Annotated in this window: 28 protein-coding genes; 23 read left to right on the forward strand and 5 right to left on the reverse strand. The window is 34.7% G+C overall.

Annotated features, from left to right (window positions below):
- Positions 1 to 564: hypothetical protein (locus ACFIKX_RS07755; protein ID WP_375627826.1), on the forward strand; the 564-nt coding region annotated here is incomplete at its 5' end.
- 140 nt (positions 565 to 704) lie between these two features.
- Here ACFIKX_RS07755 and ACFIKX_RS07760 read toward each other — a convergent pair.
- The 3 genes from ACFIKX_RS07760 to ACFIKX_RS07770 are packed head-to-tail and all read right to left on the reverse strand — an operon-like array spanning position 705 to position 2213.
- Positions 705 to 1175: a hypothetical protein gene (locus tag ACFIKX_RS07760; protein ID WP_375627827.1), complete on the reverse strand. Its 471-nt coding sequence runs from the start codon at positions 1173 to 1175 to the stop codon at positions 705 to 707.
- Between the two features lies 1 nt (position 1176).
- Complete coding sequence (locus tag ACFIKX_RS07765) at positions 1177 to 1902, reverse strand: conjugal transfer protein TraL (RefSeq protein ID WP_273788569.1); 726 nt, start codon at positions 1900 to 1902, stop codon at positions 1177 to 1179.
- Positions 1899 to 2213 (reverse strand): TraK family protein, encoded by a 315-nt coding sequence (locus ACFIKX_RS07770; RefSeq protein ID WP_273788570.1) that lies wholly within the window; start codon positions 2211 to 2213, stop codon positions 1899 to 1901. Before ACFIKX_RS07770 ends, ACFIKX_RS07765 begins: the two co-directional genes overlap by 4 nt.
- Positions 2214 to 2449: 236 nt before the next feature.
- Between ACFIKX_RS07770 and ACFIKX_RS07775 the strand changes: the two genes are divergently transcribed.
- The 20 genes from ACFIKX_RS07775 (at position 2450) to trbL (ending at position 21866) form a co-directional block, all read left to right on the forward strand.
- Positions 2450 to 2779, forward strand: coding sequence for a plasmid mobilization protein (locus ACFIKX_RS07775; RefSeq protein ID WP_273788571.1), 330 nt, complete (start codon positions 2450 to 2452; stop codon positions 2777 to 2779).
- The gene (traI, locus tag ACFIKX_RS07780; protein WP_375627828.1) at positions 2776 to 4659 is read left to right on the forward strand and encodes a TraI/MobA(P) family conjugative relaxase; all 1884 of its coding nucleotides are present in this window, start codon (positions 2776 to 2778) and stop codon (positions 4657 to 4659) included. The genes ACFIKX_RS07775 and traI overlap by 4 nt, the downstream gene beginning before the upstream one ends.
- Before the next feature lie 158 nt (positions 4660 to 4817).
- Positions 4818 to 5495, forward strand: a complete 678-nt coding sequence (locus tag ACFIKX_RS07785; RefSeq protein WP_273788573.1) for a VirB8/TrbF family protein — start codon at positions 4818 to 4820, stop codon at positions 5493 to 5495.
- A 34-nt stretch (positions 5496 to 5529) separates the two neighbouring features.
- Positions 5530 to 6411, forward strand: coding sequence for a P-type conjugative transfer protein TrbG (trbG, locus tag ACFIKX_RS07790; protein WP_273788574.1), 882 nt, complete (start codon positions 5530 to 5532; stop codon positions 6409 to 6411).
- 1 nt (position 6412) lies between these two features.
- Positions 6413 to 6874 (forward strand): hypothetical protein, encoded by a 462-nt coding sequence (locus ACFIKX_RS07795; protein WP_375627829.1) that lies wholly within the window; start codon positions 6413 to 6415, stop codon positions 6872 to 6874.
- Positions 6871 to 8169, forward strand: coding sequence for a TrbI/VirB10 family protein (locus tag ACFIKX_RS07800; RefSeq protein WP_375633503.1), 1299 nt, complete (start codon positions 6871 to 6873; stop codon positions 8167 to 8169). The genes ACFIKX_RS07795 and ACFIKX_RS07800 overlap by 4 nt, the downstream gene beginning before the upstream one ends.
- 167 nt (positions 8170 to 8336) lie before the next feature.
- Complete coding sequence (locus ACFIKX_RS07805) at positions 8337 to 8642, forward strand: hypothetical protein (RefSeq protein WP_273788577.1); 306 nt, start codon at positions 8337 to 8339, stop codon at positions 8640 to 8642.
- Positions 8643 to 8679: 37 nt separating this feature from the next.
- Positions 8680 to 9183, forward strand: coding sequence for a hypothetical protein (locus tag ACFIKX_RS07810; RefSeq protein WP_375627831.1), 504 nt, complete (start codon positions 8680 to 8682; stop codon positions 9181 to 9183).
- A 62-nt stretch (positions 9184 to 9245) separates the two neighbouring features.
- Positions 9246 to 11180, forward strand: coding sequence for a type IV secretory system conjugative DNA transfer family protein (locus ACFIKX_RS07815; RefSeq protein WP_375627832.1), 1935 nt, complete (start codon positions 9246 to 9248; stop codon positions 11178 to 11180).
- Positions 11177 to 11695: a conjugative transfer signal peptidase TraF gene (gene traF, locus ACFIKX_RS07820; RefSeq protein WP_273788580.1), complete on the forward strand. Its 519-nt coding sequence runs from the start codon at positions 11177 to 11179 to the stop codon at positions 11693 to 11695. Before ACFIKX_RS07815 ends, traF begins: the two co-directional genes overlap by 4 nt.
- Before the next feature lie 10 nt (positions 11696 to 11705).
- Positions 11706 to 11927 carry a conjugal transfer protein TraD gene (locus ACFIKX_RS07825; protein ID WP_208438664.1) on the forward strand — a complete coding sequence of 74 codons (222 nt, stop codon included), beginning with the start codon at positions 11706 to 11708 and terminating at the stop codon, positions 11925 to 11927.
- The gene (locus ACFIKX_RS07830; protein WP_375627833.1) at positions 11917 to 14385 is read left to right on the forward strand and encodes a zincin-like metallopeptidase domain-containing protein; all 2469 of its coding nucleotides are present in this window, start codon (positions 11917 to 11919) and stop codon (positions 14383 to 14385) included. Before ACFIKX_RS07825 ends, ACFIKX_RS07830 begins: the two co-directional genes overlap by 11 nt.
- An 82-nt stretch (positions 14386 to 14467) precedes the next feature.
- Positions 14468 to 14773 carry a hypothetical protein gene (locus ACFIKX_RS07835; protein ID WP_375621675.1) on the forward strand — a complete coding sequence of 102 codons (306 nt, stop codon included), beginning with the start codon at positions 14468 to 14470 and terminating at the stop codon, positions 14771 to 14773.
- An 82-nt stretch (positions 14774 to 14855) separates the two neighbouring features.
- Complete coding sequence (locus ACFIKX_RS07840; RefSeq protein ID WP_375621674.1) at positions 14856 to 15314, forward strand: hypothetical protein; 459 nt, start codon at positions 14856 to 14858, stop codon at positions 15312 to 15314.
- Positions 15315 to 15495: 181 nt separating this feature from the next.
- The gene (trbB, locus tag ACFIKX_RS07845) at positions 15496 to 16470 is read left to right on the forward strand and encodes a P-type conjugative transfer ATPase TrbB (RefSeq protein ID WP_375627834.1); all 975 of its coding nucleotides are present in this window, start codon (positions 15496 to 15498) and stop codon (positions 16468 to 16470) included.
- A gap of 11 nt (positions 16471 to 16481) precedes the next feature.
- The gene (locus ACFIKX_RS07850; protein WP_208438668.1) at positions 16482 to 16880 is read left to right on the forward strand and encodes a TrbC/VirB2 family protein; all 399 of its coding nucleotides are present in this window, start codon (positions 16482 to 16484) and stop codon (positions 16878 to 16880) included.
- On the forward strand, positions 16880 to 17185 hold the full coding sequence (gene trbD, locus ACFIKX_RS07855; protein WP_208438669.1) for a conjugal transfer protein TrbD: 306 nt from the start codon (positions 16880 to 16882) through the stop codon (positions 17183 to 17185). The genes ACFIKX_RS07850 and trbD overlap by 1 nt, the downstream gene beginning before the upstream one ends.
- Entirely contained in the window at positions 17185 to 19689 is a 2505-nt protein-coding gene (locus ACFIKX_RS07860; RefSeq protein WP_375627835.1) for a transporter, read from the forward strand. The genes trbD and ACFIKX_RS07860 overlap by 1 nt, the downstream gene beginning before the upstream one ends.
- Positions 19664 to 20419: a P-type conjugative transfer protein TrbJ gene (gene trbJ / locus ACFIKX_RS07865; protein ID WP_375627836.1), complete on the forward strand. Its 756-nt coding sequence runs from the start codon at positions 19664 to 19666 to the stop codon at positions 20417 to 20419. Before ACFIKX_RS07860 ends, trbJ begins: the two co-directional genes overlap by 26 nt.
- Positions 20420 to 20438: 19 nt before the next feature.
- Entirely contained in the window at positions 20439 to 21866 is a 1428-nt protein-coding gene (gene trbL / locus ACFIKX_RS07870) for a P-type conjugative transfer protein TrbL (RefSeq protein WP_375627837.1), read from the forward strand.
- Between the two features lie 69 nt (positions 21867 to 21935).
- Here the strand turns inward: trbL and ACFIKX_RS07875 are convergent, their stop codons facing one another.
- Both ACFIKX_RS07875 and ACFIKX_RS07880 read right to left on the reverse strand, forming a co-directional pair.
- Positions 21936 to 22100 carry a hypothetical protein gene (locus tag ACFIKX_RS07875; RefSeq protein ID WP_169728635.1) on the reverse strand — a complete coding sequence of 55 codons (165 nt, stop codon included), beginning with the start codon at positions 22098 to 22100 and terminating at the stop codon, positions 21936 to 21938.
- A gap of 359 nt (positions 22101 to 22459) precedes the next feature.
- Positions 22460 to 23044 carry a hypothetical protein gene (locus tag ACFIKX_RS07880; protein WP_375627838.1) on the reverse strand — a complete coding sequence of 195 codons (585 nt, stop codon included), beginning with the start codon at positions 23042 to 23044 and terminating at the stop codon, positions 22460 to 22462.
- A gap of 151 nt (positions 23045 to 23195) precedes the next feature.
- Between ACFIKX_RS07880 and ACFIKX_RS07885 the strand changes: the two genes are divergently transcribed.
- Together ACFIKX_RS07885 and repC are read left to right on the forward strand one after the other, a co-directional pair.
- Positions 23196 to 23636 (forward strand): hypothetical protein, encoded by a 441-nt coding sequence (locus tag ACFIKX_RS07885; protein ID WP_375627839.1) that lies wholly within the window; start codon positions 23196 to 23198, stop codon positions 23634 to 23636.
- A gap of 289 nt (positions 23637 to 23925) precedes the next feature.
- Entirely contained in the window at positions 23926 to 25263 is a 1338-nt protein-coding gene (gene repC, locus ACFIKX_RS07890; protein WP_375627840.1) for a replication initiation protein RepC, read from the forward strand.
- Positions 25264 to 25533: the final 270 nt, after the last annotated feature.

The raw sequence follows: 25533 nt of genomic DNA on the forward strand, positions 1-25533 counted from the left end.
TTTGATGATGTCAAGGCTGGTGATCTTGGTGGTTATATTGAAAAGGAAAGCAACTTATCTCATGATGGCAATTGCTGGGTTTACGATAAAGCACGCGTTTTTCAAAATGCAAGGGTTTATGAAAATGGTAAAGTGAAAAGCTTTTTTGTAGACGTTTATGGTGATGCACAAATTTATGGCAATGCTATTTTTGAAGGCATGACAATAAATGATTATTGTGAGGTTTATGGCAACGCCCATATTCAAAACGCTGTTGTAATTGAAGGTAATGCAAAAATTTATGATAACGCCTCTGTAAGTGGACATGCTCATATTTCTGATTCATCTGTTATTTGTGATAATGCTCATGTCGGTGGCAATGCAAAAATAAGTGATGGTGCTTATATTTGTGATTATTCCTATGTCGTTGATGATGCCGTGGTTTGTGGTGCTTATGTATCTGGCGATTCTTGTATTCATAGCGCCGCCTCTTTAACTGAATATGATCAAATTCATGATGAGGCAATTCCAAGATTTGGTAGTGATGATGATTATTTTCGTGATGAGTATGAGGATGTTGCGTAAATAAAATAGCAGGTGCGGGGGGCGCCTGCTTCTTAAGTGTAAAAAAAGCCGTATCATAAAGATGCGGCTTCATTGTGAGATATAAACACTGAATAAGAATTTTAAAAAGTCTGTACTTTTTTTAAGTGATTTAAAAAATATTAATTTATATAATAATGGATTATAAGAGCAAAAAAACAGAGAATATTTGCTAATAAACTAGCACCTATTAATATTCCATAATTTCTGATTTTTTTTAAAAATCTTTCCATATTATCATCTACACTTGATTTTATATCAGAGACTTTGGATAATGAGATTTCATATGATTTCATTTGTTCAGAAATATAATTCAAGTTTTTACTCATTTCTTGGTTGATTTCTTTGTTTATATATGTGGCTGCTTCAGTTATTAATTTTCCAGCTGTTTTTTTTTCTTCCTCTACCATAGCATTACGTGCAGTTAAAATGTAACTGATCATTTGATTTTGATGTTCGTGAAGTGTTTTTAAAGCTGAATCTAGCATTATATCAGATAAAAAAACAGTCATGAGAATTGGATCATTTGGTGGAACAAGTTGATTAAATTCTTTAGTTATTTTTTGCCGAATGGCATCAATATCAACGGACATTTTATATTCCTGGAATAATAGCTATCTGGTCAAATAACATGCTTTTGACGCGCGCTAAGCGGCTTTTGGCCATAATGCTGAATTCGTTTGAATTTGTAATTTCGTTAAAGGTTAATTTTTTATCAAGCATTGTTTTTATATCCTCCCCAAAAGTGCTAGATGTTTGTTGTGGAATTGTAACAATAGCAGAAATTCTTTCTTTAGTTTCTTCAAATACTTTCATTTCTTCGAAGTTTTTTCCATTAGCTATAATGGGACCAAAGAATTCATTTTTCCAAACGACGATATTTGCTGTTTGTGGAATTTGGGTACATATGGAAAATAATCCAGATAATGTATCGGCTAGTGCTTGTCCACCAGTGATAATTGTATGAATAATTACATTCTTTTTAGCAGCGGCCAACAGATCAAAAGCTTCATTTTCCTTTAAATAATAGGCTAGAGGTAAAAATGTTGTAGCTCCATTATCAATAACATATTGACAATTAGAATGAAGCAATTCTTCCATAAGAGTATCAAAATTACGGGGAATAATTACGCTTTGCTCGAGAAGTTTTAAATGCTTTACATTAAAATTTTTATAGTTAGCAAAAGTTTGATTAACAGGATCAGTGTCTATACCTTTTACGTCTATTTTATTTTCTAGTAAATATTGCATCACAAGACTAGCTACAAATGATTTTCCTACTCCTCCTTTACCTTGTAAGGTCATGTGAATATTTGTCATATCATATCCTCTAATTTTTTGTTTGTATCGTGTATAAATGTACGTGATTTTTGTTGTGTTGTAATAGGATTAGCAGAAGTAGATTCTTTGGATTGAGTTTTTACTGATAAATCTGATGCAGCAGTAGTCTCAAGATTATTTTTTAAATATTTTCGCACATATGATGCTAAGGCGTCATATGAAATATTTAAATTTGGATTTTTTCTTAAAATTTCTTTTAGGGAATACCCTTCTTTAATGGATTTTAAAATTAAATCTTTGTTGGCTAGAAAGACTATTCGCATTTTCCCCCATTCTGTTTTTTTTTTCATTAACTTACCAATTTTTTATAATTCTTTACAAAACTTATCAAATCTTTACAAAAAATAAATAAAATTGTCAATTAAAGAGATATTTTTGTAAGTTTTATAAAAATTTTTCTTTCAGAAAATGGCAAGATGTGTAATGTAGCGCTACGCAACTAACATTACTCAACTTATTCGCATAAAATGCTCAACGTATCTTGCTCTACGAGGTTTGATTGCATCCGCAATTTAAGAGAGAAAAAATGACACGACCAAGAAAATTTAGATTAAGTGTTTGGTGCACTTTCGAGGAAAAAGAAAGCATAGAAGAAAATGCAAAACAGACAGGCTTGTCTATTTCTACTTACCTGCGTACTACTGGACAACTTGAACCCGTAAAAGCGAATATAGATTATGAGGCGGTAAAGGACCTCACTAAGCTACAAGGCGATTTAGGGAGAGTAGCTGGTTTATTAAAATTATGGTTAGTTACAAATAACGGGAAAGGTGGAGTACCAAATGATATAGATAAAATGATGGTAGCATTTCGTGAACTCCAAAAACAAATTTTTGAAAAAATATCCGCACTATGATTGCTAAGCGTGTTGAAAGAAAAAAATCAACATCCAATATGGCACGATTGGCTCGTTATATTATGGATTTAGATGGGGGAAGTTTACCAAGAGATTGGAAACTTACATCCGATTACATAATTGATGATAATATACAAAATAGCGCAAAAGTAGCATCAGTAAGAGTTACAAATTGTCATACAGATGATCCTGTTATGGCAACAGAATTCATTTTAAAAACTCAAGATCAAAATAAAAGATCAAAGACTGATAAAACATATCATTTGGTCTTATCTTTTCCGGTTGGAGAAACTCCAGAGAGAGAAACACTCTACGCAATTGAAGATAAATTTTGTGCTGCGCTAGGTTACGAAAATCATCAACGTATTTCAGCTATCCATAAAGATACAGAAAATCTGCATATTCATATTGCTATCAACAAAATAAATCCTGAAAATTTTCGTAATTACGAACCTTTTTTTGACAAACGTACACTTATGAAAACCTGTCAAACAATTGAACAAGAATATAACTTAATCAAGACACCACATGGATTAGAATGTGACATTGAAAATATCAAGCAACCAAAGATAAAAAACTTTGAGTATAGGACCGGAGTTGAATCTCTTTCAACTTATGTTGGAAGGATATCTAAAGAACTTAATTATACAGATTGGTTAGCGCTGCATAAGAGTTTTGCTGATCATGGTCTCGTTGTAAAAAAACAAGGGAGTGGATTAGTCATAGGAGCTCCTGATCTTGATTTATGGGTTAAAGCTAGCAGTTGTAATAGAGCATTGTCTTTACGAGCTCTTGAAAAGAGACTTGGTACTTATGAAGATTATAAGCCAATTATACAGAAGCAATATGTACCAGTTTTACGTGGAAAAAACAGTAAAACTAAGACACTTTTGTATTCTCGATATAAGGAACAAAAAAATGCAAGCGATTTAGAAAGACGAGAAAAATATCAAATATTACGTACGCAAAAGGATGCTTTTTATAATCAACTGTTTATGTGGTATAAACAACAAAGTTCTTTATTGAGACTGACACCAAAAAGTTTACGTGCGGGAATACGAAAAACGTTAAAATTACAAAAAGCATTTCGTCAACAAGAATTAAGAACAAAGCAAGCGATAGCTAAAAGAAAGTTAGCAGAAACTAGATTTCCAAATTGGTTAGATTGGTTACACCAACAAGCAAATATTGGTGATAAAGATGCTATGGATGTTTTGCATTCAATGAATGAGCGTCGCGTTGTTTTATCTAATAATTTGTTAACTGGGAAAACAGCTGGAAAAACAGGTAAATTTTTACGTAAGAATTTAAAACCTTCTTTTTTGAAGAATGGAAATATTTTGTATAAAAGCATTGATGGTGGGACCATTATTGATGCTGGTGAGAAAATTCATGCACAAAAATTTACTACTGGGTCAGCGTATATTGCTTTAAGTCTTGCTGTTGAAAAATTTAAAGATCAGCCACTTGTATTAAATGGCACAGAAGAATTCAAACAAGAAGTTGCTAAATTGGCTGGTGTTCACAATATGAATGTTGTCTTTGATGATCCTGTTTTAAACGCTTTAAAGAATGAAGTGAAGCAACACAGCAAAGATAACATTGATAATTCACTTCAAGAGTGGATAGAAGAGCGAAATAAATATACTGAAAATCTTCCTTATGTTGCATGGAACGGTGAAGAATCCGTATTTAATTATGTAGGGCGTAGAAAAATTAGAGAAAAGAATTATCTTCTTTTTGAAGAAAATCAGAAAATTTTTGTCAAGGAAACTACAAAGAGAGGTTTCATTCAAGCTGGGTATTGGAAAAAAGGCATAAAAGTCAAGATTACAAAAAACAGTGTTAAAAATATTTCAGATAAAGAAATAGAGACTTAAAGTATGTTTTTCAGTTTAAAAATATATTTTTTTGATTTGAGATAATTATTTTATGGATAAGTCGGAATTGTTTTCTTCACATTCAACGAAAAATGTTTCATAAGAAAGTTAATTTATCTTTAAAGAGAGCTGTTTAACTTTATAATTAAGGGGGGACTGTGAAAGCAAGCAAAGATTCTATAAAAGACAAACCCTCTAATCCCTATATTATAGCGCGTAGAGAATGGATGGAAAGGTATGGGGATTATATTAAATCCGCTAATAATTGGCGTTTAGCAACTTTTGGAATGATTATTATTACTGCAATGTCAGTAGGAGCATTCATTTGGAAAGCAAATGAAGAAACTATTGTTCCTTATATAGTGCAAACCAATTCGGTCGGTGAGGTAACGCATTTATCAAAGGCAAATGTTGCTTCTAAACCAAACGCAACCCATATTCGGGCGGCATTACGTAATTGGCTGATTGGGGCACGTACTGTTTATGTTGATATGAGAGCAGAAGAAGATCTCATAAACCAGACATACTCAATGACCTTACCTCAATCACCAGCATATGCTATGCTTGTTGAATATCATAAACAAAATGATCCTTATTCACGTGCTTCAATGGAGACAGTAGAAATTCAAGTTAATGCAATTGTTCCTGTTTCTAATGATACTTGGCAAATTGAATGGACTGAAAAGAAAAGAGCACGATCCGGAGCTATTATTGATAGTAAACTTTGGCAAGCTACCGCTACAATTATTTTAGCAATACCAAAAACTGAAAAGCAAATGATGCTAAATCCTATTGGATTATATGTTAAACAATTTGCATGGACGCCAAGACTTTAAGAACAATCATAGTAAAGCGTAAAGCGGGAATTTTATGTTTAAGAAATTTATTTTTATAAGTACAGTGATTTTTGTAACATCAAAAGCTCTGGCGACAGATGTATCACACAACATTAATTTTGTTTCTCCTCAAAGAATACATCTTACTGATAAGGAAGCATGGGGAATTAGATTAGCAAATCAATGGAAGAATAATCCCAAAAGACCTATATATTCTGGTGACGGCAGTGTTAGATATCTTTATGGAGCTACTTTGCCTACATTGGTGTGTACACCATTAGAGGTTTGCACGATTCAGTTACAATCTGGAGAGACTATAAATTCTCTCCATGCTGGTGATACTGTAAGATGGAAGATTAGTCCCACGGTAAGTGGTGTAGGAGCCGCAGAAACAACTTATGTTGTTGTAAAGCCTGTAGATGCTGGTTTAACAACAAATCTCTTTATTACGACGGATCGCCGTACTTATATGATCAAACTTGCTAGTACGCAAAGTTCTTCAATTCCTGTTCTTTCTTTTATTTATCCTGATGATACAGATCAAGATTGGTCTGCGTATAAAGCGGCTACAGATAAAAGCCGTAATACATTAGCAACAGGTCAAAACTTAGCTGCTCTTGATTTTAACTTTCGTATTACGATTAGTGATCGAAGAATTAAATGGTATCCGAGACGGGTTTATACAGATGGGTTTAAAACTTACATTGAATTACCTAGTGATGGAATTAGAGGAATGGCGCCTGCTTTAATTGCTGTTGGTGATGATGGTGGCTTCTTAAAAAAGCCTAGTGAAAGATTAATAAACTATCGCATTATTGGAAATAGATATGTTGTTGATGCCGTTATTAGCAAAGTAGCTATGATTTCTGGTGTAGGAAGTTCTCAGCAGAGAGTAACAATTATTAGGGGGCGTTAAAATGTTAAAATATTTATTGCTGTTACCTCTTGCTTTGACAGTTGGTTGCACGTCTATAAGTCGCCATTCACCTTTGTTGGTTAATTATGTTGATCAAAATATTACGGAGAATGATGCAAATTTAATTACTAGTGATTTTGTTCGCTATCTTAGAGATCCTTTGCCGCCTGCAACTACAACATTTATTGTAAAAACAAATGATACAGAAGATAAGTTTACATCTTTATTGGTTAGTCTTCTACAAAGGAATGGCTACGGTGTAATTTATACATATCAACCAGAAAAACATAAAAACACGGGTATAAATTTAACCTACAAAGTGATGCCCTTGGATCAAGGTATAGTATTGGTGGCACAATATGGTTTAACTGAAATAACGCGTCATTATGTTCGTTTAAAAACTGGAAATATTGTACCGGCCGCTCCTTTTATTGCTCGTGTAGATGATGGGGGTAAAGGGTGAAAAACAATCAAAAAAGCAGTCCTTCTGAATCCCCAGATTTTTTTTCTGTAAAACCTAAAGGACGAGGTGTACGGCGGTTAAACAATATACCTTTTATAGGTGCTATAGGTATCATTTTTTTTGCTCTGCTTGGTATTACATATACTTTTATGTTGCGACAGCAATCTAATAATGTTGTCTTAGAAAACAAGAAAAAATTATTTGTGGATGAAACACCGTTGCCAATTCGTCCAGAGGGTGATGATTATGTTCAAGCAAAATTACCAGAGACCTTACCAGCACAGTCAACCAAACCAATTGAAACTAAGCAGTTGGTAAAAAAAGATCCAGAACAAAAGCAACTCGATGAAATTGTAGATGAAGAAGATGAAACACAAAAGAGATTATTAACACATATTGTAGAGAGGCGTTTTGCTAAAATGGAGGCTGCTTTAGATTCTGATCCTATGGTTTCTTTTACAATTAATTCAAAGATGCAAAATCAGTCTCAAGTTCAAGATACAGATCCGCAAAAAGCAACTCTTGAAAATTTATTTGGTCGATCTGGATTATCCGCTAATTCATCGTTGTACAATGGTGATGGAGGACATGATCCTAATATGCAATCACAAAAAATTGCTTTTTTATCTCAATCTCCAGAAGCAGCTGTTTATTTAAAAAATACGCGTCAAGAAGCTATCAAGGCAAGTCTTGAGATTAAGGCTGGAACCATTATTCCTAGTGTTATGATAAGTGGTATTAATAGTGATCTGCCTGGACAAATTATAGCTCAAGTAAGAGAAAGTGTCTACGATTCCGCTACTGGTCAAAATGTTTTAATTCCTATGGGGTCGAGGCTGATAGGAACATATGATAGTCGTGTATCTACTGGTCAAAAAAGAGCGCTTATTGCTTGGTCGAGAGTTATTTATCCTGATGGTTCTTCTTTATCTCTTGGGAATATGCCGGGGACAGATCAGTCTGGTTATGCTGGATTTAAGGATAAGGTTCATAATCATTATTTAAAAATTTTTGGTAATGCTTTTTTACTTTCTGTCATTTCGGGAGCTTCACAATTGTCTCAAAAAACACATAAGACAGGTAATGATGATAGTAAAACAGAGACAGCAAAAGAAACGTTAGCGGCAGAGCTTGGTAGACAATGGGGCGAAGTCGGTATTGAAATGACACGTAAAAATTTAGGTATTCAGCCAACAATAATTATTCGTCCTGGTTATAATTTCAATGTCATGGTAACAAAAGATATTATTTTACCTGCTTGGAAAGGTCATCCAATGGCGGCACATCCTTATTAATTTTAAAAAAAACTGCTTTAATTCTTAGTAGAGATTTTTGGGAAATTCTCATGCTACTTATTTTAGATTGAAAAAACAATTTTGTGTAAAGAAACCATAAGCATTTTAATTGATCGTATTCAAATATTAAATTAAATATGGATAAGCATTACAAAAAGGAGTTTTCTATGCAAAAGAAATTACCCAAAAGTTATATGACTGATGATGAACGTGAGGAATTACGAGTAGGCGGTTTAGATCAAGAATGTATCTACATTGCTGAATCAGAAGCCGCAGATCATGCTGGTGATGACAAAGCAGCATGGGAATGGTTAGCAATGGCTGATTTACCAGCTCACACACTTTTGTTTCTTAGATCTCAAAATGGAGCGCAATTTATACGTGATATGGGATTTTCCACCAAGAATGCGGATAAAGAATATGGTCCAGATTGGTTAGACAAAGGTGTTATGATAGGGGGGCAATATTTCTAAAGAATTAGAACGGATTTTGTCTCGTGAAGAAGGCTATGTGAAAAAAATCAATGATACATTAGCTTCTAAGAGATTATGTGATGTACGAAATGATTTGTGTAATTATATTCGTAATGTTGGAAAAAGTGGGGATTTATCATCGCTTCTTGATATAGAGCGGAGCATAATAAAAAATGATTTGTTTAGGTATTCCAATAGCAAATCAATGTTTAATAGCCTTAAAACGGCTTTGACTGAAATAGATGTTGTTAAGAAGCATGTGGTGCTTGTTGGTGATCCTGTACAATATAAGGTGATAAATGAGGCTTATAGTTTATCCAAAAATCGGAAAGGTGGCTTGCCTTATGACGAAGCGCGACAAGCAATGGCATCTCATTATACACGATTGGGGAATCTCGACAAGGCGCGTTTAACATCTGTTGAGAAATCAATCATTGATGTGCGGAGGGACAATATGAAGGTGATGCGAAAACTCTACGAAAAAATGCAAGCCAAAGCTATAGGTATAGATCTTACGCGTGATAAAGGTCATTCTCTTTAAGAGATATTATATTTGTATTTAGTATATTGATATATACATTAACAATGAATAAGGGGGGGAAATTGGGAAATCAATCTACACATACACCCAAAAGAAAATCTCGATTGATATTTATCTTTTTATTCATTGTATATTTTATTCTCCTTAATCAATTTTGTACACAATATTTAGCACATACTTTTCATTATAGTGTTTCTCTTGGTTCTAATTTTAAAGGAGTGTATTCGCCCTTTTCTTGGTTTTCTTGGGTCTTTAAATTTTATGATTATGCTCCTAGTCAGTGTAATGTAATATTTGTTCTCTTTTGTGCTGGTCTTTTGATTGGATTTGTTGGTTTTACTCTTTGGGCTGGTTTTTCTTCAAGGAGTAACAAAAGTACCGATGATTTACATGGAACAGCGCATTTTGCAAATTTTGATGAAATTCAAGAAATGGGGCTTATACCACATAAAAAGAAAGGAGAGGGTGTATATTGTGGAGCATTTGCTGATCCAAAAACAGGAATGTTGCATTATTTGCGTCATGATGGACCAGAGCATATAGCAGCTTTAGCGCCTACACGTTCTGGTAAAGGTGTTGGTTTAGTAGTACCTACTCTTTTGAGTTGGCCACACAGTCTTTTTGTTCTTGATACAAAAGGTGAAAATTATGCCATGACTTCTGGATGGCGGAAAAAGTATGCAGGGAATAAGATTCTAAGATTTGATCCGGCAGAACCAAAAGTTGGATGTTCATGGAATCCATTAGGAGAAATTCGTTTCAGAACACGTTATCAAGTAGCGGATGCACAAAACATAGCCTTAATGGTTATTGATGATGATGGAAAAGGAATTGCTGGGGATCATTTTAGATCTGCGGCTTTTGAACTTTTGAATGGTCTCATTCTTCATGCTCTTTACAAGGCAGAAAAAATTGGACGTATACCTTGTTTGCAAGATTGTGCACACATGTTAACGGGAGTAGGAGATTTTGCTACTGTTATTGAAAATAATGATGATTTTGATGAAGACGGTGATCCAAAAGCGCTTTCTAGTTTGTTTCATGAAATGGAAAATCTTGATATAAAAAGTGATGAGCCTCTATTTCAGGACGCAGATAAAGAAGCAAAACTTGTTATCAACGGTGTTGGCCGTCGTATGGCTGGAACACCAGCACGCGAGTTAGGGTCTATTATTTCGACGGCAAATAATGCTCTGTCTCTTTATCGTGATCCTATTGTTGGTGAAAACACAAAATATTGTGATTTTTATATTAGTGATTTGATGGATACTGAAGATCCCGTCTCACTGTATTTCATTACAACGCCGCGTAATTTAGATAGAATGAGACCATTAGCACGATTGCTATTGACACAAATGGTTCTTTCTCTTTCAGATCGCATGGAATTTGATGATGGAAGATCCAAAACCAGTCACAAACATCGTTTGCTTTTAATGCTTGATGAATTTCCAACTTTGGGAAAATTGGAAATTTTTGAAAAGGCTCTTGCCTATATTGCTGGGTACGGGCTTAAAGCTTATATCATCACTCAAGATGTGCAGCAGCTCTACAAAGCTTACACCACAAATGAAAGTATTATTTCAAATTGTCATATTCGTATTGCTTACGCTCCTAATAAAGTCGAAACAGCCGAATGGATGAGTAAAATGGCGGGAGAGACGACGGTTGTTCGCGAAAAGATTTCCACTTCTGGAAAACGTTTTGGTATGGCACTTGAACAGGTTTCAACGTCTTATGAAGAAACACGCCGCCCATTGATGACGCCCGATGAAATTATGCGCCTGCCTGGAGCAAAAAAAGATAATTCTGGGAATATTGTTGAACCTGGGGAAATGCTTATTTTTGTAGCTGGAAATAGCGTCATTAGGGGAACACAAATTCTTTATTTTTTAGATCCAGTTTTTTCAGAAAGGTCAAAAATTTCTCCTCCTGCTACAGATCGTTTGCATCAGAGAAATGAAAGCAAAGAAGATAAAAAAGGCTTTGTTCTCTCATGAAACAGGCTATGGCCATTCTTACTTTATGTACTATTGCGCTCGCATGTTTTGTTCTCTTTGCCGTTTCCCAAGGGTTCAGAATTAATTATTCGCATTCGGCGCCTGTAGGTCTTTGGAAAGTTAATTATTTTCAAAAAGAGGTACGAAGGGGGGAGCTTATGGAGGTTTGTCCTCCAGATGTACCTATCGTTAAGATGTTTATTGAAAAAGGATATCTTCAATCTGGAGCTTGTCCTAGCGGGTCTGTTCCTTTTTTGAAACCATTAGTAGCTCTTTCTGGTGATGTGATTAACATAACTGAAAATGGTATCAGTGTTAATGGTCATTTATTGAAAAATAGCCAAAGAAGGGGGGGAATATCAAGTATGCCAAATGGAAAATACCTTGTTGAAGAAGGATATGCTTGGTTTGTTTCAAGTTTTGATCCTGTAAGTTTTGATAGTCGTTATTTTGGAGCTGTTCCGATTATGAATATTATAGGTTCTGCTAAACCCATTCTAACTTTTAAGAATTGAGATTTTAATAATGAAAAAAGCGCGAATACAAGTATGTCATGTAATTTCTACAGTTTTAAATGATGTTTTTATACCCGGAATACAAGTTGAGTTGGATTCAGAAGAAGCAGAAAGCTATGGAGTTTTTTTAGAAACAGCCCTTTCAGAAGAAGACGCTTGGGATTCGTCGTGTATTACAGATCCATCTGAAATTGATAATTTTAATGATATAGGGGGGAGTGATGAGTTTTGAGTATGCAAAAACAGTAACAGATTATTTTATTAAACTGCTTCAACAAGGAGCGGCACCATGGCAGCAACCATTACCTCCCGGATGTGTGAAGTCTCCTTATAATCCACAAACAGGTAAAAATTATAATGGTATTAATAATCTTTGGCTTGCAAGCCAAAAATATACTGATCCACGTTGGCTTACATATCAGCAAGCAAATGAAATGGACTGTAGAATTAAAAAAGGTATGAAAAGTACGGATATTATTTATTGGAAACAGAATGAAAAGGTCTCTTTTTATGATGATGAAGGAAAAATACATGAGAAGTTTGAAAAACTTTCTTACCCCCGTATTTTTTTAGCAAAAGTTTTTAATGGTGAACAAATTGATGGATTACCCCCATTGGAACCACGTCCTATTTTATCGGAAGAGGTAAGACATGCACGAGCAAAAGCACTTTTAACCGCAGCTGGCGCAAAAATTGATATTGATGATAGAAATCATGCTTTCTATCGTGGTGGTGATAGTGATACTATTTTTTTACCGAAACAATCTCAATTTGATTCAAGTGATTATTTTTATGCTACGGCATTACATGAACTTGGACATTGGACTGGACATTTTTCAAGACTTAATCGTGACATGATGTATCCTGTTGGTTCTTCTGGATATGCCAAAGAAAAGCTTCGAACAACTATTGCCTCCTTTATGATTGGAGAGGAACTGAATATAGGTTATGATCCAAGTCATAACGCTTCCTATGTTTCTTCATGGATTGAAGTTATGCAGAATGATCCAAAAGAAATTTTTAGAGCGGCTTTTGAAGCAGAAAAAATCAAAAATTTCATAATGGGATTAGAAACAGTCAAAGTTGTTGAGGCTGAGAAAGAGTCATTTATATCGATAAACACTGATCGTGAATTAGCTAATACAGAAAAGATTTTTTTGAATGTTCCTTATTCACAAAAAGAAGAGGCAAAAGCCGCTGGAGCTAAGTGGGATAAAGATGCAAAATCTTGGTATGTTCCTGCTGGTACAAATTTAATTGAAAAAGGCTTGACTAGGTTTTCTCATGGAGATGCAGAAAAAAACACAACTTTGCCGATAGAACAACAGTTCAAGGAGGCGCTCCGTTCTGCTGGTTTAATTGTTGAAAATCCACTTATGGATGGAAAATTGCATAGAGTTTCCGTTGAAAATGATAAAAAAACTCAAAAGAGTGGGGCTTATATTGGTTATTCCTCATTGGATGGTGGCTATATTCAAAATTTTCGCACTGGTGACAAAATTTATTGGAAACCTGAAAAGTCTGCGGCTCCTTTATCTTTAGAAGAAAAAAAAAGATTAGCCATAGAAGCTAAAGAGCGACAAAAAATTTTAAAAAAAGAGATTGCCGAAAAACAAAATAATGTAGCGATACTTTCATCACAAATATGGGAAGCTAGTAAAATAGCAACTCCAGATAATGCATATTGTAAGCTTAAAGGTATAAATCAGACGAGTGATTTAAGAGAGGTTCCAGATGATTTTCCAGAGGACATTAAAAAACAAGGGGTGAGAGTTGCAAAATCTGTTGAGGAAGCAAAAATAATAAAAAAAAGCAATCCTAATATACGCACATTTTTGGCAGGTGATTTAATTATTCCAATATGGGATAAAGATAATAATTTAAGTACCCTTCAGACGGTTAATCCTACTTTCAAATCTTTTATGAAAGATGGGAAAAAACATGAGTGTTTTACGATTGTAGGTTCTAATAATGTAGGAATATCCGCTCTTAATAATGATTTAGAAAATCCTATCCTTATTGCGGAAGGATATGCAACAGCTTTTTCTGTAGCACAAATGACTCATATGCCAGTTGTAGCAGCTTTTGACTCTGGAAATTTAAAAACTGTAGGTAGAGTAATGCGTGATAAATATCCAGATCGCGTAATTTTGTTTGTTGCGGATAATGATCATGCTTCGCAAGAAAAATTACTTTCTAATGGAAAAAAAGGAACCAATGTTGGAATTACCGCTGCTTATAATGCGGCAGCAGATGTTGGAGGAGGAGTAGTTTATCCGGAATTTCAGAAAGAAGAGAACAAATTTTCTGATTGGGACGATTACAAAAGAATACATGGTAGTGATAAAGCCAGAAGCGATTTTACATCTAAAATGAAAATTGCCGAAATAGAAGCAAGAGTGATGTCCGAGCGACTCCAAACACTTGCAAATATGCAGGACCAATTTGCTATTGATGACCCAACAACAGCACTTGATGATCAATATGTTTATGAAGAGCGTGAAGCTGCTAATCAACTTCGCCAAAGAGCAACTACCCTCAATGGTCGTAATATTAATTCAAGTGATAAAGCTATGATTTCTCGTGTAAGATCTCATATTTTGCAGGATAGAGAACAAAAACTTTCTCAAAATCCCAACGCAGCTTCATATAGAGAAAGAAAAAATCGCGAAATTGAAAGTGAGTTTTAGTTAGGTAGAGGATTTGTTTTTTATTGCTCAGATCTAGCCTTTAAATTAATATGTAAACATACACTAAGATAAGGAGGTTTTCATGGAAAATAAATTACCAAAAAGTTATATGACTGATGCTGAACGCGAGGAATTACGAGCAGGTGGTCTTTCTCAAAACAGTATCTATATGGTTGAAGCAGAAGCAGCTTCCAAGGCGAATGATAACAAAGCAACTTGGGAATGGTTAGCGATGGCTGAATATCCAGCACATGCACTTTTACTTCTTAGACATCAACGTGGAGCGCAATTTATACGAGATATGGGATTTTCTACCAAAAGTGCTGATGAAAAATATGGCCCGGACTGGTTAGATAAAGGTGTTGTAATAGGAGGTCATCATTTCTAATAAATTAGAAGAGCTTTTTTTACAACAAAGTATACTAGTACAAGATCTTGAAAAAACATTAGTATCTCAAAAATTACACAATGTGCGAAGTAATCTATGTGATCATATTCGTAATGTTGGAAAAAGTGGGGATTTATCATCGCTTCTTGATACGGAGAGTGATCTTATAAAGGATGATTTGCTTCGGTATGCTAATAGTAAAGCTATGGCCAGTAGCCTTGAAACAGCATTAACTGAAATAGATGTTGTTAAAGATCACATAAAATTGGTTTCTAATTCTGAGAAATATGATGCGATAAATAGAGGACATAGTCTACCAAAGCATCGTAAAGGAGGATTGCCTTATGATGAAGCGCGAAAAGCAATGGCGTCTCATTATACACGACTAGGAAATCTGGACAAAGCGCGTTTAACATCAGTTGAGAAATCAATCATTGATGTGCGGAGGGACAATATGAAGGTGATGCGAAAACTTTATGAAAAAATGCAAGCTAAAGCTATAGGTATAGATCTTGCGCGCGATAAAGGTCATTCTCTTTAATAAAAAACCATAGAATTTAAGTAACAGGAATATGGATTTTTGCTATTACGATAGATATTTTTGTTGTTCAAATTTAATCTTTAAATTATTATGCCGACATTATTTTAAAAAGCTTTAAGTTTTACATTCTTCTCATTATCTAGAGTGAACGGGGTATATTCTTAAAAGCGGGGATGGGAGAATGGCTGTTACAGCATTTAAAGGTGGACGAAGTTCAGAGCAAAATAGACGTCTCATTGAGAAGCTGCGTTTTGAATTTGGACCGCAGATATGGGGTTACCTAGATGATCCTACAGTCATAGAAATTATGTTAAATCCTGATGGTACATTATGGGTTGAACATTTGGGAGAACCTAAAAAAGCTGTCGGCATGGTGGATGCGCATAGGGCAGAAGCCGCTATGGGAACAGTAGCTACAGCTCTTGGAACGCAAATTACCAAAGAAAATCCTATTCTTGAATGCGAATTACCAATGAATGGAAGCCGCTTTGAAGCGGTAATTCCACCTATCGTTTCCGCCCCAACATTTACAATTCGAAAAAAAGCAACGAAAATTTTTACTTTAGATGACTATGTTGCAAAAAACATCATTACTCCACATCAAAGATCGCTTTTAAATGTTGCTGTTAAAGATCATAAAAATATTCTTGTTGTGGGTGGAACAGGAACTGGAAAAACTACCTTAACGAATGCAATCTTAAAGGAAATGACAGATACATTTCCTGAAGAGCGCTTTGTAATCATTGAAGATACAGCTGAACTTCAATGCGCTGCACCTAATACTGTAACATTTCGAGCTGTGGAATATATTGATATGACGCGGTTGTTAAAGGTGACTATGCGTATGGCACCAGATCGCATTATTGTTGGCGAAGTAAGAGATGGCGCAGCTTTAGCTTTGTTAAAAAGCTGGAATACTGGACATCCAGGCGGAATAGCTACCGTTCACGCCAATGATGCAACAGCAGGATTAACAAGAATCCAACAATTAATATCAGAAGTAACCATTGCTTCCATGCAATCACTGATAGCGGAAACAATTGATGTAGTTTTGAGTATTGAAAAAACCTCCTCAGGTCGCAAAGTCAAAGAAATTATTGAAGTTTGTGAGTACGACCACGCACTCAACAGGTACATAACAAATATCATTCATTAAAGGAGCAAAATATGCAACTATCTTTAACACAAACAAGAAGTAATTTATATAATCACATTGTGTTGTTTTTTCTTATTATAGGGGCGGCAGTCTTTCTCTATCTTATCTTGGGAGATATTGCATATGCTTCTGATGCAACATCTGGTGGTGGAGCGTCTCTTCCATGGGAGGCACCTCTTGAGAAGTTGAAAAAATCAGTTTCTGGTCCTGTTGCTTTTGTGGTTTCTTTATTGGGGCTTGTTGCTGGTGGAGCTACACTGATTTTTGGTGGTGAAGTTAGCGAGTTTGTAAAGCGTATTATCTACCTTGTTTTGGTTATAAGTGTGATTGTTTTTGCAAACACTCTTCTTACAGGCGCTCTCTTTTCTGGTGCTGTTGTTCCTGCTAACGTTGTGGTTGGAGGACTTTAATGGGAGGCAAACAATATACACAATTGTTTCGTTCTCTTCACAGACCTCAACAAATTATGGGAGGAGAACGTGAATTAATGCTGCTATCAATGCTTTTAACTGGAATTCTTATTGTTTCAGCAATGAACATTGTAGCAGCAACTATTGGTATTTGTATCTGGGTTGTTTGTCTTTACGTTTTACGTAGAATGGCCAAATTTGATCCTATCTTGTCTCGAATTTATATTCGTCAATTGAGATATCGCAGTTATTACGCTCCGTTTTCACGACCATTTCGTGTTGCAAAATCAACAAGGCCTTATTAATGTTTAAGTTAAAACATTTTCGCTCTACGCTTGCTGGACTTCCTGATCTTTTAAATTTTGCAGCTTTAATTGATGACGGCATTATTTTGGGAAAAGATGGTTCTTTATTGGCTGGGTTTTTTATCCGTGGGGATGACCCCATGTCAGCAACGGATGCAGAAAGAAATTATATAACAAGTTTGGTTAACACATATCTCTCTCGATTTCATTCTGGATGGGCGATATGGGTCGATGCTATACGCCTAGAGTCGCCAAGTTATTCAGATCCTGAATTGTCTCATTTTCCTGATCCTATTACAGCGTTGATTGATGCAGAAAGACGGTTTTATTTTCAGCGAAGTGATACGCACTACGAAACAGAATACGCTTTATTAATGCAGTATCTACCGCCTACACGAAAATCGTCAAAGTTGGGGGAAATTGTTTATGAAGACGATACCGTTGAATCAACCACACCTGCTGAACGTTTACTCGACGATTTTAAAAAGAAAATAGAGGATTTTTATGTTGGTCTTGGTGATCTTCTTAAAATGCAGCGAATGAAAGCGGTCACTATTAGGAATGGTGATGAGACTTATGAAAGCGACCAGCTTGTTAATTATTTACATTATGCCATTAATGGCAAAGCGGTTGCTCTTCGAATACCAGATTGTCCTATGTATTTGGATTCTTGGCTAGGTTATACTGACTTGTGGCCTGGTGATACTCCACGTCTTGGAGATAAGTTTATAACATGTATTTCAATTGATGGTTTTCCATCGGCTAGTTATCCTGGAATATTAGATATTCTTGATGGGTTTCCTTTACATTATAGATGGTCAAGTCGTTTTATATTTATGGACCAACATGAAGCTGTTGCCGCATTAAATAAATATAGATTGAAATGGCAACAAAAAGTGAGGGGTTTTTTTTCGCAGGTTTTTAAAACTAATAAAGGAACTATTAATACGGATGCTTTGTTGATGGCACAACAAGCTGAAACAGCAATGAACGAAGCTCGTTCAGGTCTTGTTGCTTATGGGTATTATTCACCAACAATTGTTTTAATGCATGAAGACCGTGAGGTTTTAGCAGAAAATGCTAGGTTAATTAAACGTGAAATTGAACATAGAGGTTTTGCTGCTCGTATTGAAACAGTCAATACAATGGAAGCATGGTTAGGGACAATTGCTGGTCAAACTTATCCAAATATTAGACGTCCGTTAATTAATACTCAAAACCTTGCTGATATGTTACCTCTCTCAAGTGTTTGGCCAGGTTTACAATTTAATCCTTGTCCACTCTATCCTGATAATTCTCCTGCTTTATCTCAAGTGGTAACGACAGGGGCAACGCCATTTAGGATTAATTTACATGTTGATGATGTTGGACATACACTTGTATTTGGTCCAACCGGAGCTGGTAAATCAACACTTTTAGCGTTTTTATTAGCGCAAGCGCGTAGATATTGGTCAAGAGCAACAGATAAAGATGGTAAGCATTTACCTGCTAATATTACTGCTTTTGATAAAGGTCGTTCATTATATACATTGTGTTATGCTATAAATGGACGTCATTATGATATTGGTGATAATGATAGTGATGTCGGTGCTCTTATGCCTCTTGCAGACATTGATACAGAAGCCGATAATCTCTGGGCGCAAGAATGGATTGCTATTTGCTATGAATTACAAACGGGTCAAGCACCGTCTCCTCAGCAAAAAATGGAAATTCATCGTGCAATGAAGCAGATGAGTCAAACACCTAAAAACATGCGTTCACTCAGTAATTTTGTTACTACGATTCAGAACAAAGAAATCCGTGATGCACTTGCACATTATACGATTTCTGGTGCTATGGGACATTTGTTAGATGGTCAAGAACAGTTTGAAGATCATAATGATTTTATTGTCTATGAAATTGATGAACTCATGAAGTTAGGTGATAAAAATGGTTTACCTGTTTTGTTATATCTATTTAGACGTTTTGAAAGAAGCTTGAAAGGACAACCATCTATTCTTTCACTTGACGAAGCATGGATTATGCTTGGACACCCTGTTTTTCGTGAGAAAATTCGTGAATGGTTAAAAGAACTAAGAAAAAAGAATTGCCTTGTAATCATGGCAACACAAAGCCTGTCTGATGCAGTTCGTTCTGGTATTCTTGACGTTTTGTTGGAACAGTGTCCTACCAAGATTTTGCTTCCCAATGAAGAAGCAGAAACAAAAGGTGCGGAGGGATCCCCGGGAGCAGTTGACCTATATAGAATGATTGGTTTGAATGATAAAGAAATTCAAATTATCAAAACAGCAAAAAAGAAAAGGCAATATTATTATAAATCTATTCTTGGACGCCGTCTTTTTGAATTAGGATTAAGTGATATTGCTCTTTCTTTTGTAGCAATTTCTAGCAAAGAAGATCTCGCTGTAGTTAAAAACCTTATCAATGAAGATTCAAAAAACTGGTCTTTAAAATGGCTTGAAATGAGGGGAGTTAATTATGAAAAATATATTGAAAAAATTTAAGTTTCTTTTTTTGTTTAGTGCGTTTGGTTTAGTGAATTTGTGTTCCATGTTTTATTCAACGAACGCTTCTGCATTTTTTTGTTCAAATTGTGCAACTGTTTGGAACCAAATGAGCCAATATGTTGAAGCTGTTAATACACAAATCAACACAGCTAAACAACTTCAAACGCAGCTTCAACAATATAAAGATATGATAAAACAGGGGCTTTCATTTTCGAGTCCACAATTTGATGGTTTGCAGAACACTTTACAAAAATTGAAACAAGTTTATCAAGACGGCCAGAGCATTTCTTATAGTATGGGAAATCTAAATAGCAGGTTTGAACAAATGTTTCCTGGTTATGAAAATTACTTAAAAAATTCTGGAAAGGTAAATCCAAAAAAAGATTATAGAAAGTGGGCAGAAACTGGTCTTTCTAATTCCCGTATTGCTATTGAAGCCGCAGGGATTAACACTAGCAGTTTTGATGATGAAGACAAACTTATGCAAAAACTTGTTGATCGTTCAGCAAGCGCAGAAGGGCGTATGCAAGCTATTCAAGCTGGAAATGAAATTGCTGCACAACAAGTGAAACAGTTGCAGCTACTTCGTGATCTTGTTGCTAATAATACCACTTTACAAGCAAACTACACGGCTAATGAGGTGGAGCGCAGAGCAAAAAATGAAGCTGCTGCTGAAAAGTTTTTTGACGAAGAATTAACCTCTACAGATCGTAATCATGCATTTTAAAAAAATAGAAAATTACCAAATGGTAATAAATAAAAAAATCATTTTTTTAATATTTTTTCTGGTTGTTATTGGCTGTACCATTTTTGCAGATGTTTCTTTTGCAAAATCTGTAGATAGTACTAAATCATTTAATGGTTTAATAGATTTGATACAAAATCAATCTCGTGGTTGGGCGGTGAAATTACATCATTATGGTTTTCGTATTTTTTGGTCATTGGCTATTCTTCAATTTCTTTTTAGCTTTATTCCTTTTTTGTTTAAGCAATCTGATATTGCTGATTTAGTTGGGGAGTTAGTGAAGTTCATTCTTGTTATAGGTTTTTTTGCAGCTCTTTTAGAATATTCTCAAGAATGGGCGACAGCTATTGTTGAGAGTTTTCGTACAGCAGCAGCTCATGCGAGTGGAAGAACTCGATCTCTTCTTCCTGGAGCAATTTTAGATGAAAGCATTAAGCTTGCTCTAGCTATGATAAATACTACCACTTGGAATCCTATAACTGCTGTGTTACTTGCTCTTCAGGCTGCCGTTGTTTTTTTATGCTTTGGTTTTATTGCAGTTTTACTGGCTGTTACAATTATAGAGTCATATATTGTGATTAATTCCTCTGTAATATTTATGGGTTTTGGTGCTTCTCAATGGACACGAGAAATAAGCATAACGGCTTTTCGTTATGCTGTCTCTGTTGGAGCAAAGCTTTTTGTAATAACACTCTTAGTGACCTTGATGACAGATTCCATAATGGAATGGAGAAAAGCATATATTTTTTCTGATGCATCAAATTGGACACTGCTAGGACTTTCTTTGTTATGTGCGTATTTAACAAAGACTATTCCGGAAATTATTGCTGGTTTAATTTCTGGAACAAGTGGTGGGAGTGGTGCAACTATTGGAGCAATGGCTGGCGCTGCTATAGGAGCAGCTGCGAGCGTAGCTGCTGTAGCAGCAACTGGTGGGGCAGCAGCACCAGCTGCTGCTGGTGGAGCATCTGCTGCTGGTGGAGCATCCGCTGCTGGTGGAGCATCCGCTGCTGGTGGAACAGGAAGTAGTGTAAACGCTTCTAAAATGACTGGAAACTCTTTTAAAGATAGTGGTAATAAACCTACATCGGGCGCAAATCCACGTGTAGCAGGAGGGGAAAGCCGTTCCACTAGCACTAGTAAACCTCAATCTAAATCGGCTACTTCAGACCAATCTAAATCGACTGCTTCAGACCAATCTAATTCAGTTCTTCCAAAAATGAGAGATGCTGCCGATATGACTTTAAAAGGTCTTGGACATATGGCTGCTTTTTGTGTTCCAGGAATGGAAAATGCCACAAACCTTAGTCTTAATGCCCCACCTACACCACCAGAATATAACGATATCCAATTTTCTAGTGATAATAAACCTCAATCTGATATTGAAAATACAATTTCTGGAGCAGGATCTGTAATAGATAAGAACTAAAGAAGCTATGGTTTTATTTTTGAGAAATAAATAGTAACTTCTTTAGTTAGAGATTGATACTAGCATTTTTTAAAATGCATGATCACGATCTGTAGAGGTTAATTCTTCGTCAAAAAACTTTTTAGCTTGTTCTTCTTGTTGGGCTCTACGTTTTTCCTCTTCACTTTTACCACAACCTGTAATATTCAATCCTATAGTCAATAGAGCTAAGCATATTAAAATAATTTTTTTCATTTTTCCCCTCTTTAAAAATTATATGTATTAATATCATCAAACTAAGGTATGAGATGATTATCTATTGTATTGGAATACAGATTTAATTATCGTGATCTTTATGTTTTTTTATTAGTATTGTTAATGGAAAAATATGTGAACAGTTTATTGTAAATATCTTATAAGTTTATCATAATAAAAAATTAGAAGGAAAGAGCCAAAACCTAATATAAACGAACAAATTGTAATGTTTATTAGTGCTTTTGACCAACCTATTGATAATATCATAATAGGAATTGTAAGCAATCCTATAAACCCCATTATCACTATAAGGCTTAGTATCAATCTTNTAATATACACAGTACAATAAATGACACAAGTTATTTTGTTATAAAATCTTCGAGATCTGTTTGATGTTCAACGGATGAAATATCCGGTTTGGTAGAAGATGATTCTATTTGATATTCTTTCATAAAAGCAACTTTTTCTTCTTTGAATAACAAAATAGGATTCACCCAGTATTGATTAGGCAATTTTGGTTTCAAAATTCCTTTTTGTATAAGTTCTCTTAAACCGTTGTGAAAAGTTCTGTCGACCATATCGCGCTTTTTTCCATTTATACCCCCATCAAACCAGATTAAGGTAACGCTACTGGGGTCTTCGTTTGTTGATTTATTAGATTGATATTCTTCTAAAACTATTATCAAAGCACGATGTCCTGTACGAGATAAATTAAAAATTGCTTGAATGCCATCAGCAAATATTTCTATAAAATTTTCTTTATTTGTTTTTTCTATGACGTGAATTATAGGTACAACGTCTATTTTATCAGTGTCAGAATTGATAAATTTTTGTTGTATAATGCACGTTTTAACAATTTTATTATCAGCAAATATTTCAGAATTTTTAAGAAAAGGATTTTCATACGGGGAATATTTTTGCTTTCGCAAGTTTATTTTATCCATTTTGATCGTCCGTTGATTTTTTATCACCTGTTACGACTTAAGAATTTTTTTCTTCGCAAAAATAAAAGTCATATTGACACTTGAGCGAATGTAAATTATCCTTATTGGAGATTCGATTTATTATTTTAATATGGCAATTGTATTACCATAAATGACAGTTAGTATATCAGATAAACAAAGAAAGCAAACCGTTAGGCACGATCAGAATCCTTTCATTAATGATATTGTGGTTTCTATTAAGGATCCAGAAGAGCAGATTCTTGTCAATGTGGCGCTAATTTTTGATTTAAAAGCAGCAGGAATAAAAGTTTTTTTAGTTTTGGCTTGGATACTTCAAAACAGATTAATTCGCACTAATACTGTGATTTTAGATAAGGCTATTTTAAAAACATTTCTTGAAGCTCAAGAAAGTAAGTTAGCATTATCACCAACAACCTTTTTTCGTGGTGTAGCTGAATTAGAAAAAGCAGGTATTATTGCTAAACAAAATCATAGAGCTTGGTATTTTATTAATCCAAGTCTTGTTTTTAAAAATAGGAAAGTTGTTTTTACAAAAAATGTTGAATTAGAGAATGGGAAAATGGGGACTTAATTTTCCTTTACTATATTGAAAATATTTTTCTTTTGAATATAGTTTCATCTTGACTCACTATGTAAATCTATGAGTCGTTTCAAATAGAGGGAAATATAATGGCAAAAAAATAAAAACCCAACTGCGTTAACAGAAGGGTTTCTAAAATACCCGTACTCATATACGGTAAATTAAATTCAACAAACTAATTCCTAATTTAATTTATCGTGAAGCATTCTGCAAGAGAAATTTTGTAGAAAAGGGATATTTTTAGCATTTTTTTGCCTCCAATAGAGAGGTTTTAAAAATTATGGTTAATAAAACATCTGGTAGAAAATTAACTTCAAAGCACTGGGAATATATAAAAATTGCTGATAATACCGATATTGGCCACATTACTAGAAGCCAACTTCTTTTTCTTGTACAAGACTTACCAGTAACTGATCTTATCAAAGGAACAGAAGCCCATTTATTAGCTAAACTTTTGAATACTGTACCAGTTACGCATTTTGAAAAAGGTAAAATTCCAATAGTTTTTAAAACCAACCATCAAATTGGTCTGGAAATTGGTTGTACATCTGTTCACGTAAGTAGGTTGCTTTCACGCCTTTTTGATAAAGGTCTTATTGTGATGCGGGATTCTGCTAATTATAAACGCTATGGTTTTAGTTCTGCTCATCATGTACCAATTGCTTGTGGTATTGATCTTAGCATTTTAATCGCGCGTTACCATGAACTTCAGCACTCTATTTTAAAGAGTAAAGAAGAAAAGAAACATCATGATATGGCTGTTAGAACCTTTTGTGGCGTTTGTCGTCGATTACGGCTTCGTATTGAAGAAATAAAATTTACACCTATTGCTTCAATGTTTTTAAATCGTATGAATAAAGTTAAATCTGTTCTTGGTTCTCCTTTTAAAGCGTCCACCTTTAAATTGGAAAAAGCTATTAAGCTTTTTAATTGGCTCTTAGAGCGTTTATTTTTTACAAAAATGTTATGCACAAACAATAAAAATGTTATGCAATTACATAATACAACCCCTAACTATAATTGTAATTGTAACAAAAATGAGTGTTCAGATAACTCTGAACACACTCAAATCGTTAATGTGACCTCCGGTCACGATAAAATGGCTTATGAAAATATAGTGAACGGTAAAACCGAACCATCACTTCCCTCAAAAGGTAGTACATTGCCTCAAATTAAGCCGGAGATACTAGAAAAGGCTTTGCCAAATGCTGCCTTGTTTTCTGAATGTAATCTCCAAACAGAAAGCGATTTGATACGTTCTATGTATCCTATGTACAGAATGATTAAAGTTTCAGAACATGCCGCTGAACAAGCTACAAAAATCATGGGGCTTAAAAAAACAGCTCTGGCTATTGCTATCATTTTCGAAAAATATGCTAGAGGACTTGTAAAATCACCAGGAGGATATCTCCGCGGCATGATTGATAAAGAAAAAAAGGGAGAATTGTATCTAGAGCGTTCTTTATTCGCTTTATTGAAACAAGCTGATCAAGAAGAAATAAATAGTTTAAACTTAGAAAAAAATCAGAAAATAAAGCTAAACGAAGAAAAAAGCTCTTTGTTTGAGTTTGAACTCAATAAAACGTTAAATAATCTAACAATGTCAAAATTTGCATAAGTACAATTAATCTTCATTTTTTAAAGACGTAAAGGAATTCGAAAATAGTAAAAATTTTTGATTTTGAAAAAGGAGAAAGAGATAAATGATCAACTTATCCTAGCGGGGATAACTTTCTAGAACCTCTTCCTCCAAAAAAAGATATATACAAGATATTTTTATTTAGCAATTATTTTATTAGTTCCTTTATATTTTTTAATGAGAGGCTATCCGCCTCTCAAACTCTCTGGAACGCTCACCAAAATCATGACATCAGACCCGCGTTTAATG

The organism is Bartonella sp. CM86QHHN (assembly GCF_042194695.1).
Classification (GTDB): Bacteria; Pseudomonadota; Alphaproteobacteria; order Rhizobiales; family Rhizobiaceae; genus Bartonella.

Bases quoted from the DNA above. Each gene is read 5' to 3' on its own strand.
- ACFIKX_RS07760 (WP_375627827.1), bottom strand. From the start codon at position 1,175: ATGTCCGTTGATATTGATGCCATTCGGCAAAAAATAACTAAAGAATTT.
- ACFIKX_RS07765 (WP_273788569.1), bottom strand. From the start codon at position 1,902: ATGACAAATATTCACATGACCTTACAAGGTAAAGGAGGAGTAGGAAAA.
- ACFIKX_RS07770 (WP_273788570.1), bottom strand. From the start codon at position 2,213: ATGAAAAAAAAAACAGAATGGGGGAAAATGCGAATAGTCTTTCTAGCC.
- ACFIKX_RS07775 (WP_273788571.1), top strand. From the start codon at position 2,450: ATGACACGACCAAGAAAATTTAGATTAAGTGTTTGGTGCACTTTCGAG.
- traI (WP_375627828.1), top strand. From the start codon at position 2,776: ATGATTGCTAAGCGTGTTGAAAGAAAAAAATCAACATCCAATATGGCA.
- trbG (WP_273788574.1), top strand. From the start codon at position 5,530: ATGTTTAAGAAATTTATTTTTATAAGTACAGTGATTTTTGTAACATCA.
- ACFIKX_RS07795 (WP_375627829.1), top strand. From the start codon at position 6,413: ATGTTAAAATATTTATTGCTGTTACCTCTTGCTTTGACAGTTGGTTGC.
- ACFIKX_RS07805 (WP_273788577.1), top strand. From the start codon at position 8,337: ATGCAAAAGAAATTACCCAAAAGTTATATGACTGATGATGAACGTGAG.
- traF (WP_273788580.1), top strand. From the start codon at position 11,177: ATGAAACAGGCTATGGCCATTCTTACTTTATGTACTATTGCGCTCGCA.
- ACFIKX_RS07825 (WP_208438664.1), top strand. From the start codon at position 11,706: ATGAAAAAAGCGCGAATACAAGTATGTCATGTAATTTCTACAGTTTTA.
- ACFIKX_RS07830 (WP_375627833.1), top strand. From the start codon at position 11,917: ATGAGTTTTGAGTATGCAAAAACAGTAACAGATTATTTTATTAAACTG.
- ACFIKX_RS07835 (WP_375621675.1), top strand. From the start codon at position 14,468: ATGGAAAATAAATTACCAAAAAGTTATATGACTGATGCTGAACGCGAG.
- trbB (WP_375627834.1), top strand. From the start codon at position 15,496: ATGGCTGTTACAGCATTTAAAGGTGGACGAAGTTCAGAGCAAAATAGA.
- ACFIKX_RS07850 (WP_208438668.1), top strand. From the start codon at position 16,482: ATGCAACTATCTTTAACACAAACAAGAAGTAATTTATATAATCACATT.
- trbD (WP_208438669.1), top strand. From the start codon at position 16,880: ATGGGAGGCAAACAATATACACAATTGTTTCGTTCTCTTCACAGACCT.
- ACFIKX_RS07860 (WP_375627835.1), top strand. From the start codon at position 17,185: ATGTTTAAGTTAAAACATTTTCGCTCTACGCTTGCTGGACTTCCTGAT.
- trbJ (WP_375627836.1), top strand. From the start codon at position 19,664: ATGAAAAATATATTGAAAAAATTTAAGTTTCTTTTTTTGTTTAGTGCG.
- trbL (WP_375627837.1), top strand. From the start codon at position 20,439: ATGGTAATAAATAAAAAAATCATTTTTTTAATATTTTTTCTGGTTGTT.
- ACFIKX_RS07875 (WP_169728635.1), bottom strand. From the start codon at position 22,100: ATGAAAAAAATTATTTTAATATGCTTAGCTCTATTGACTATAGGATTG.
- ACFIKX_RS07880 (WP_375627838.1), bottom strand. From the start codon at position 23,044: ATGGATAAAATAAACTTGCGAAAGCAAAAATATTCCCCGTATGAAAAT.
- ACFIKX_RS07885 (WP_375627839.1), top strand. From the start codon at position 23,196: ATGACAGTTAGTATATCAGATAAACAAAGAAAGCAAACCGTTAGGCAC.
- repC (WP_375627840.1), top strand. From the start codon at position 23,926: ATGGTTAATAAAACATCTGGTAGAAAATTAACTTCAAAGCACTGGGAA.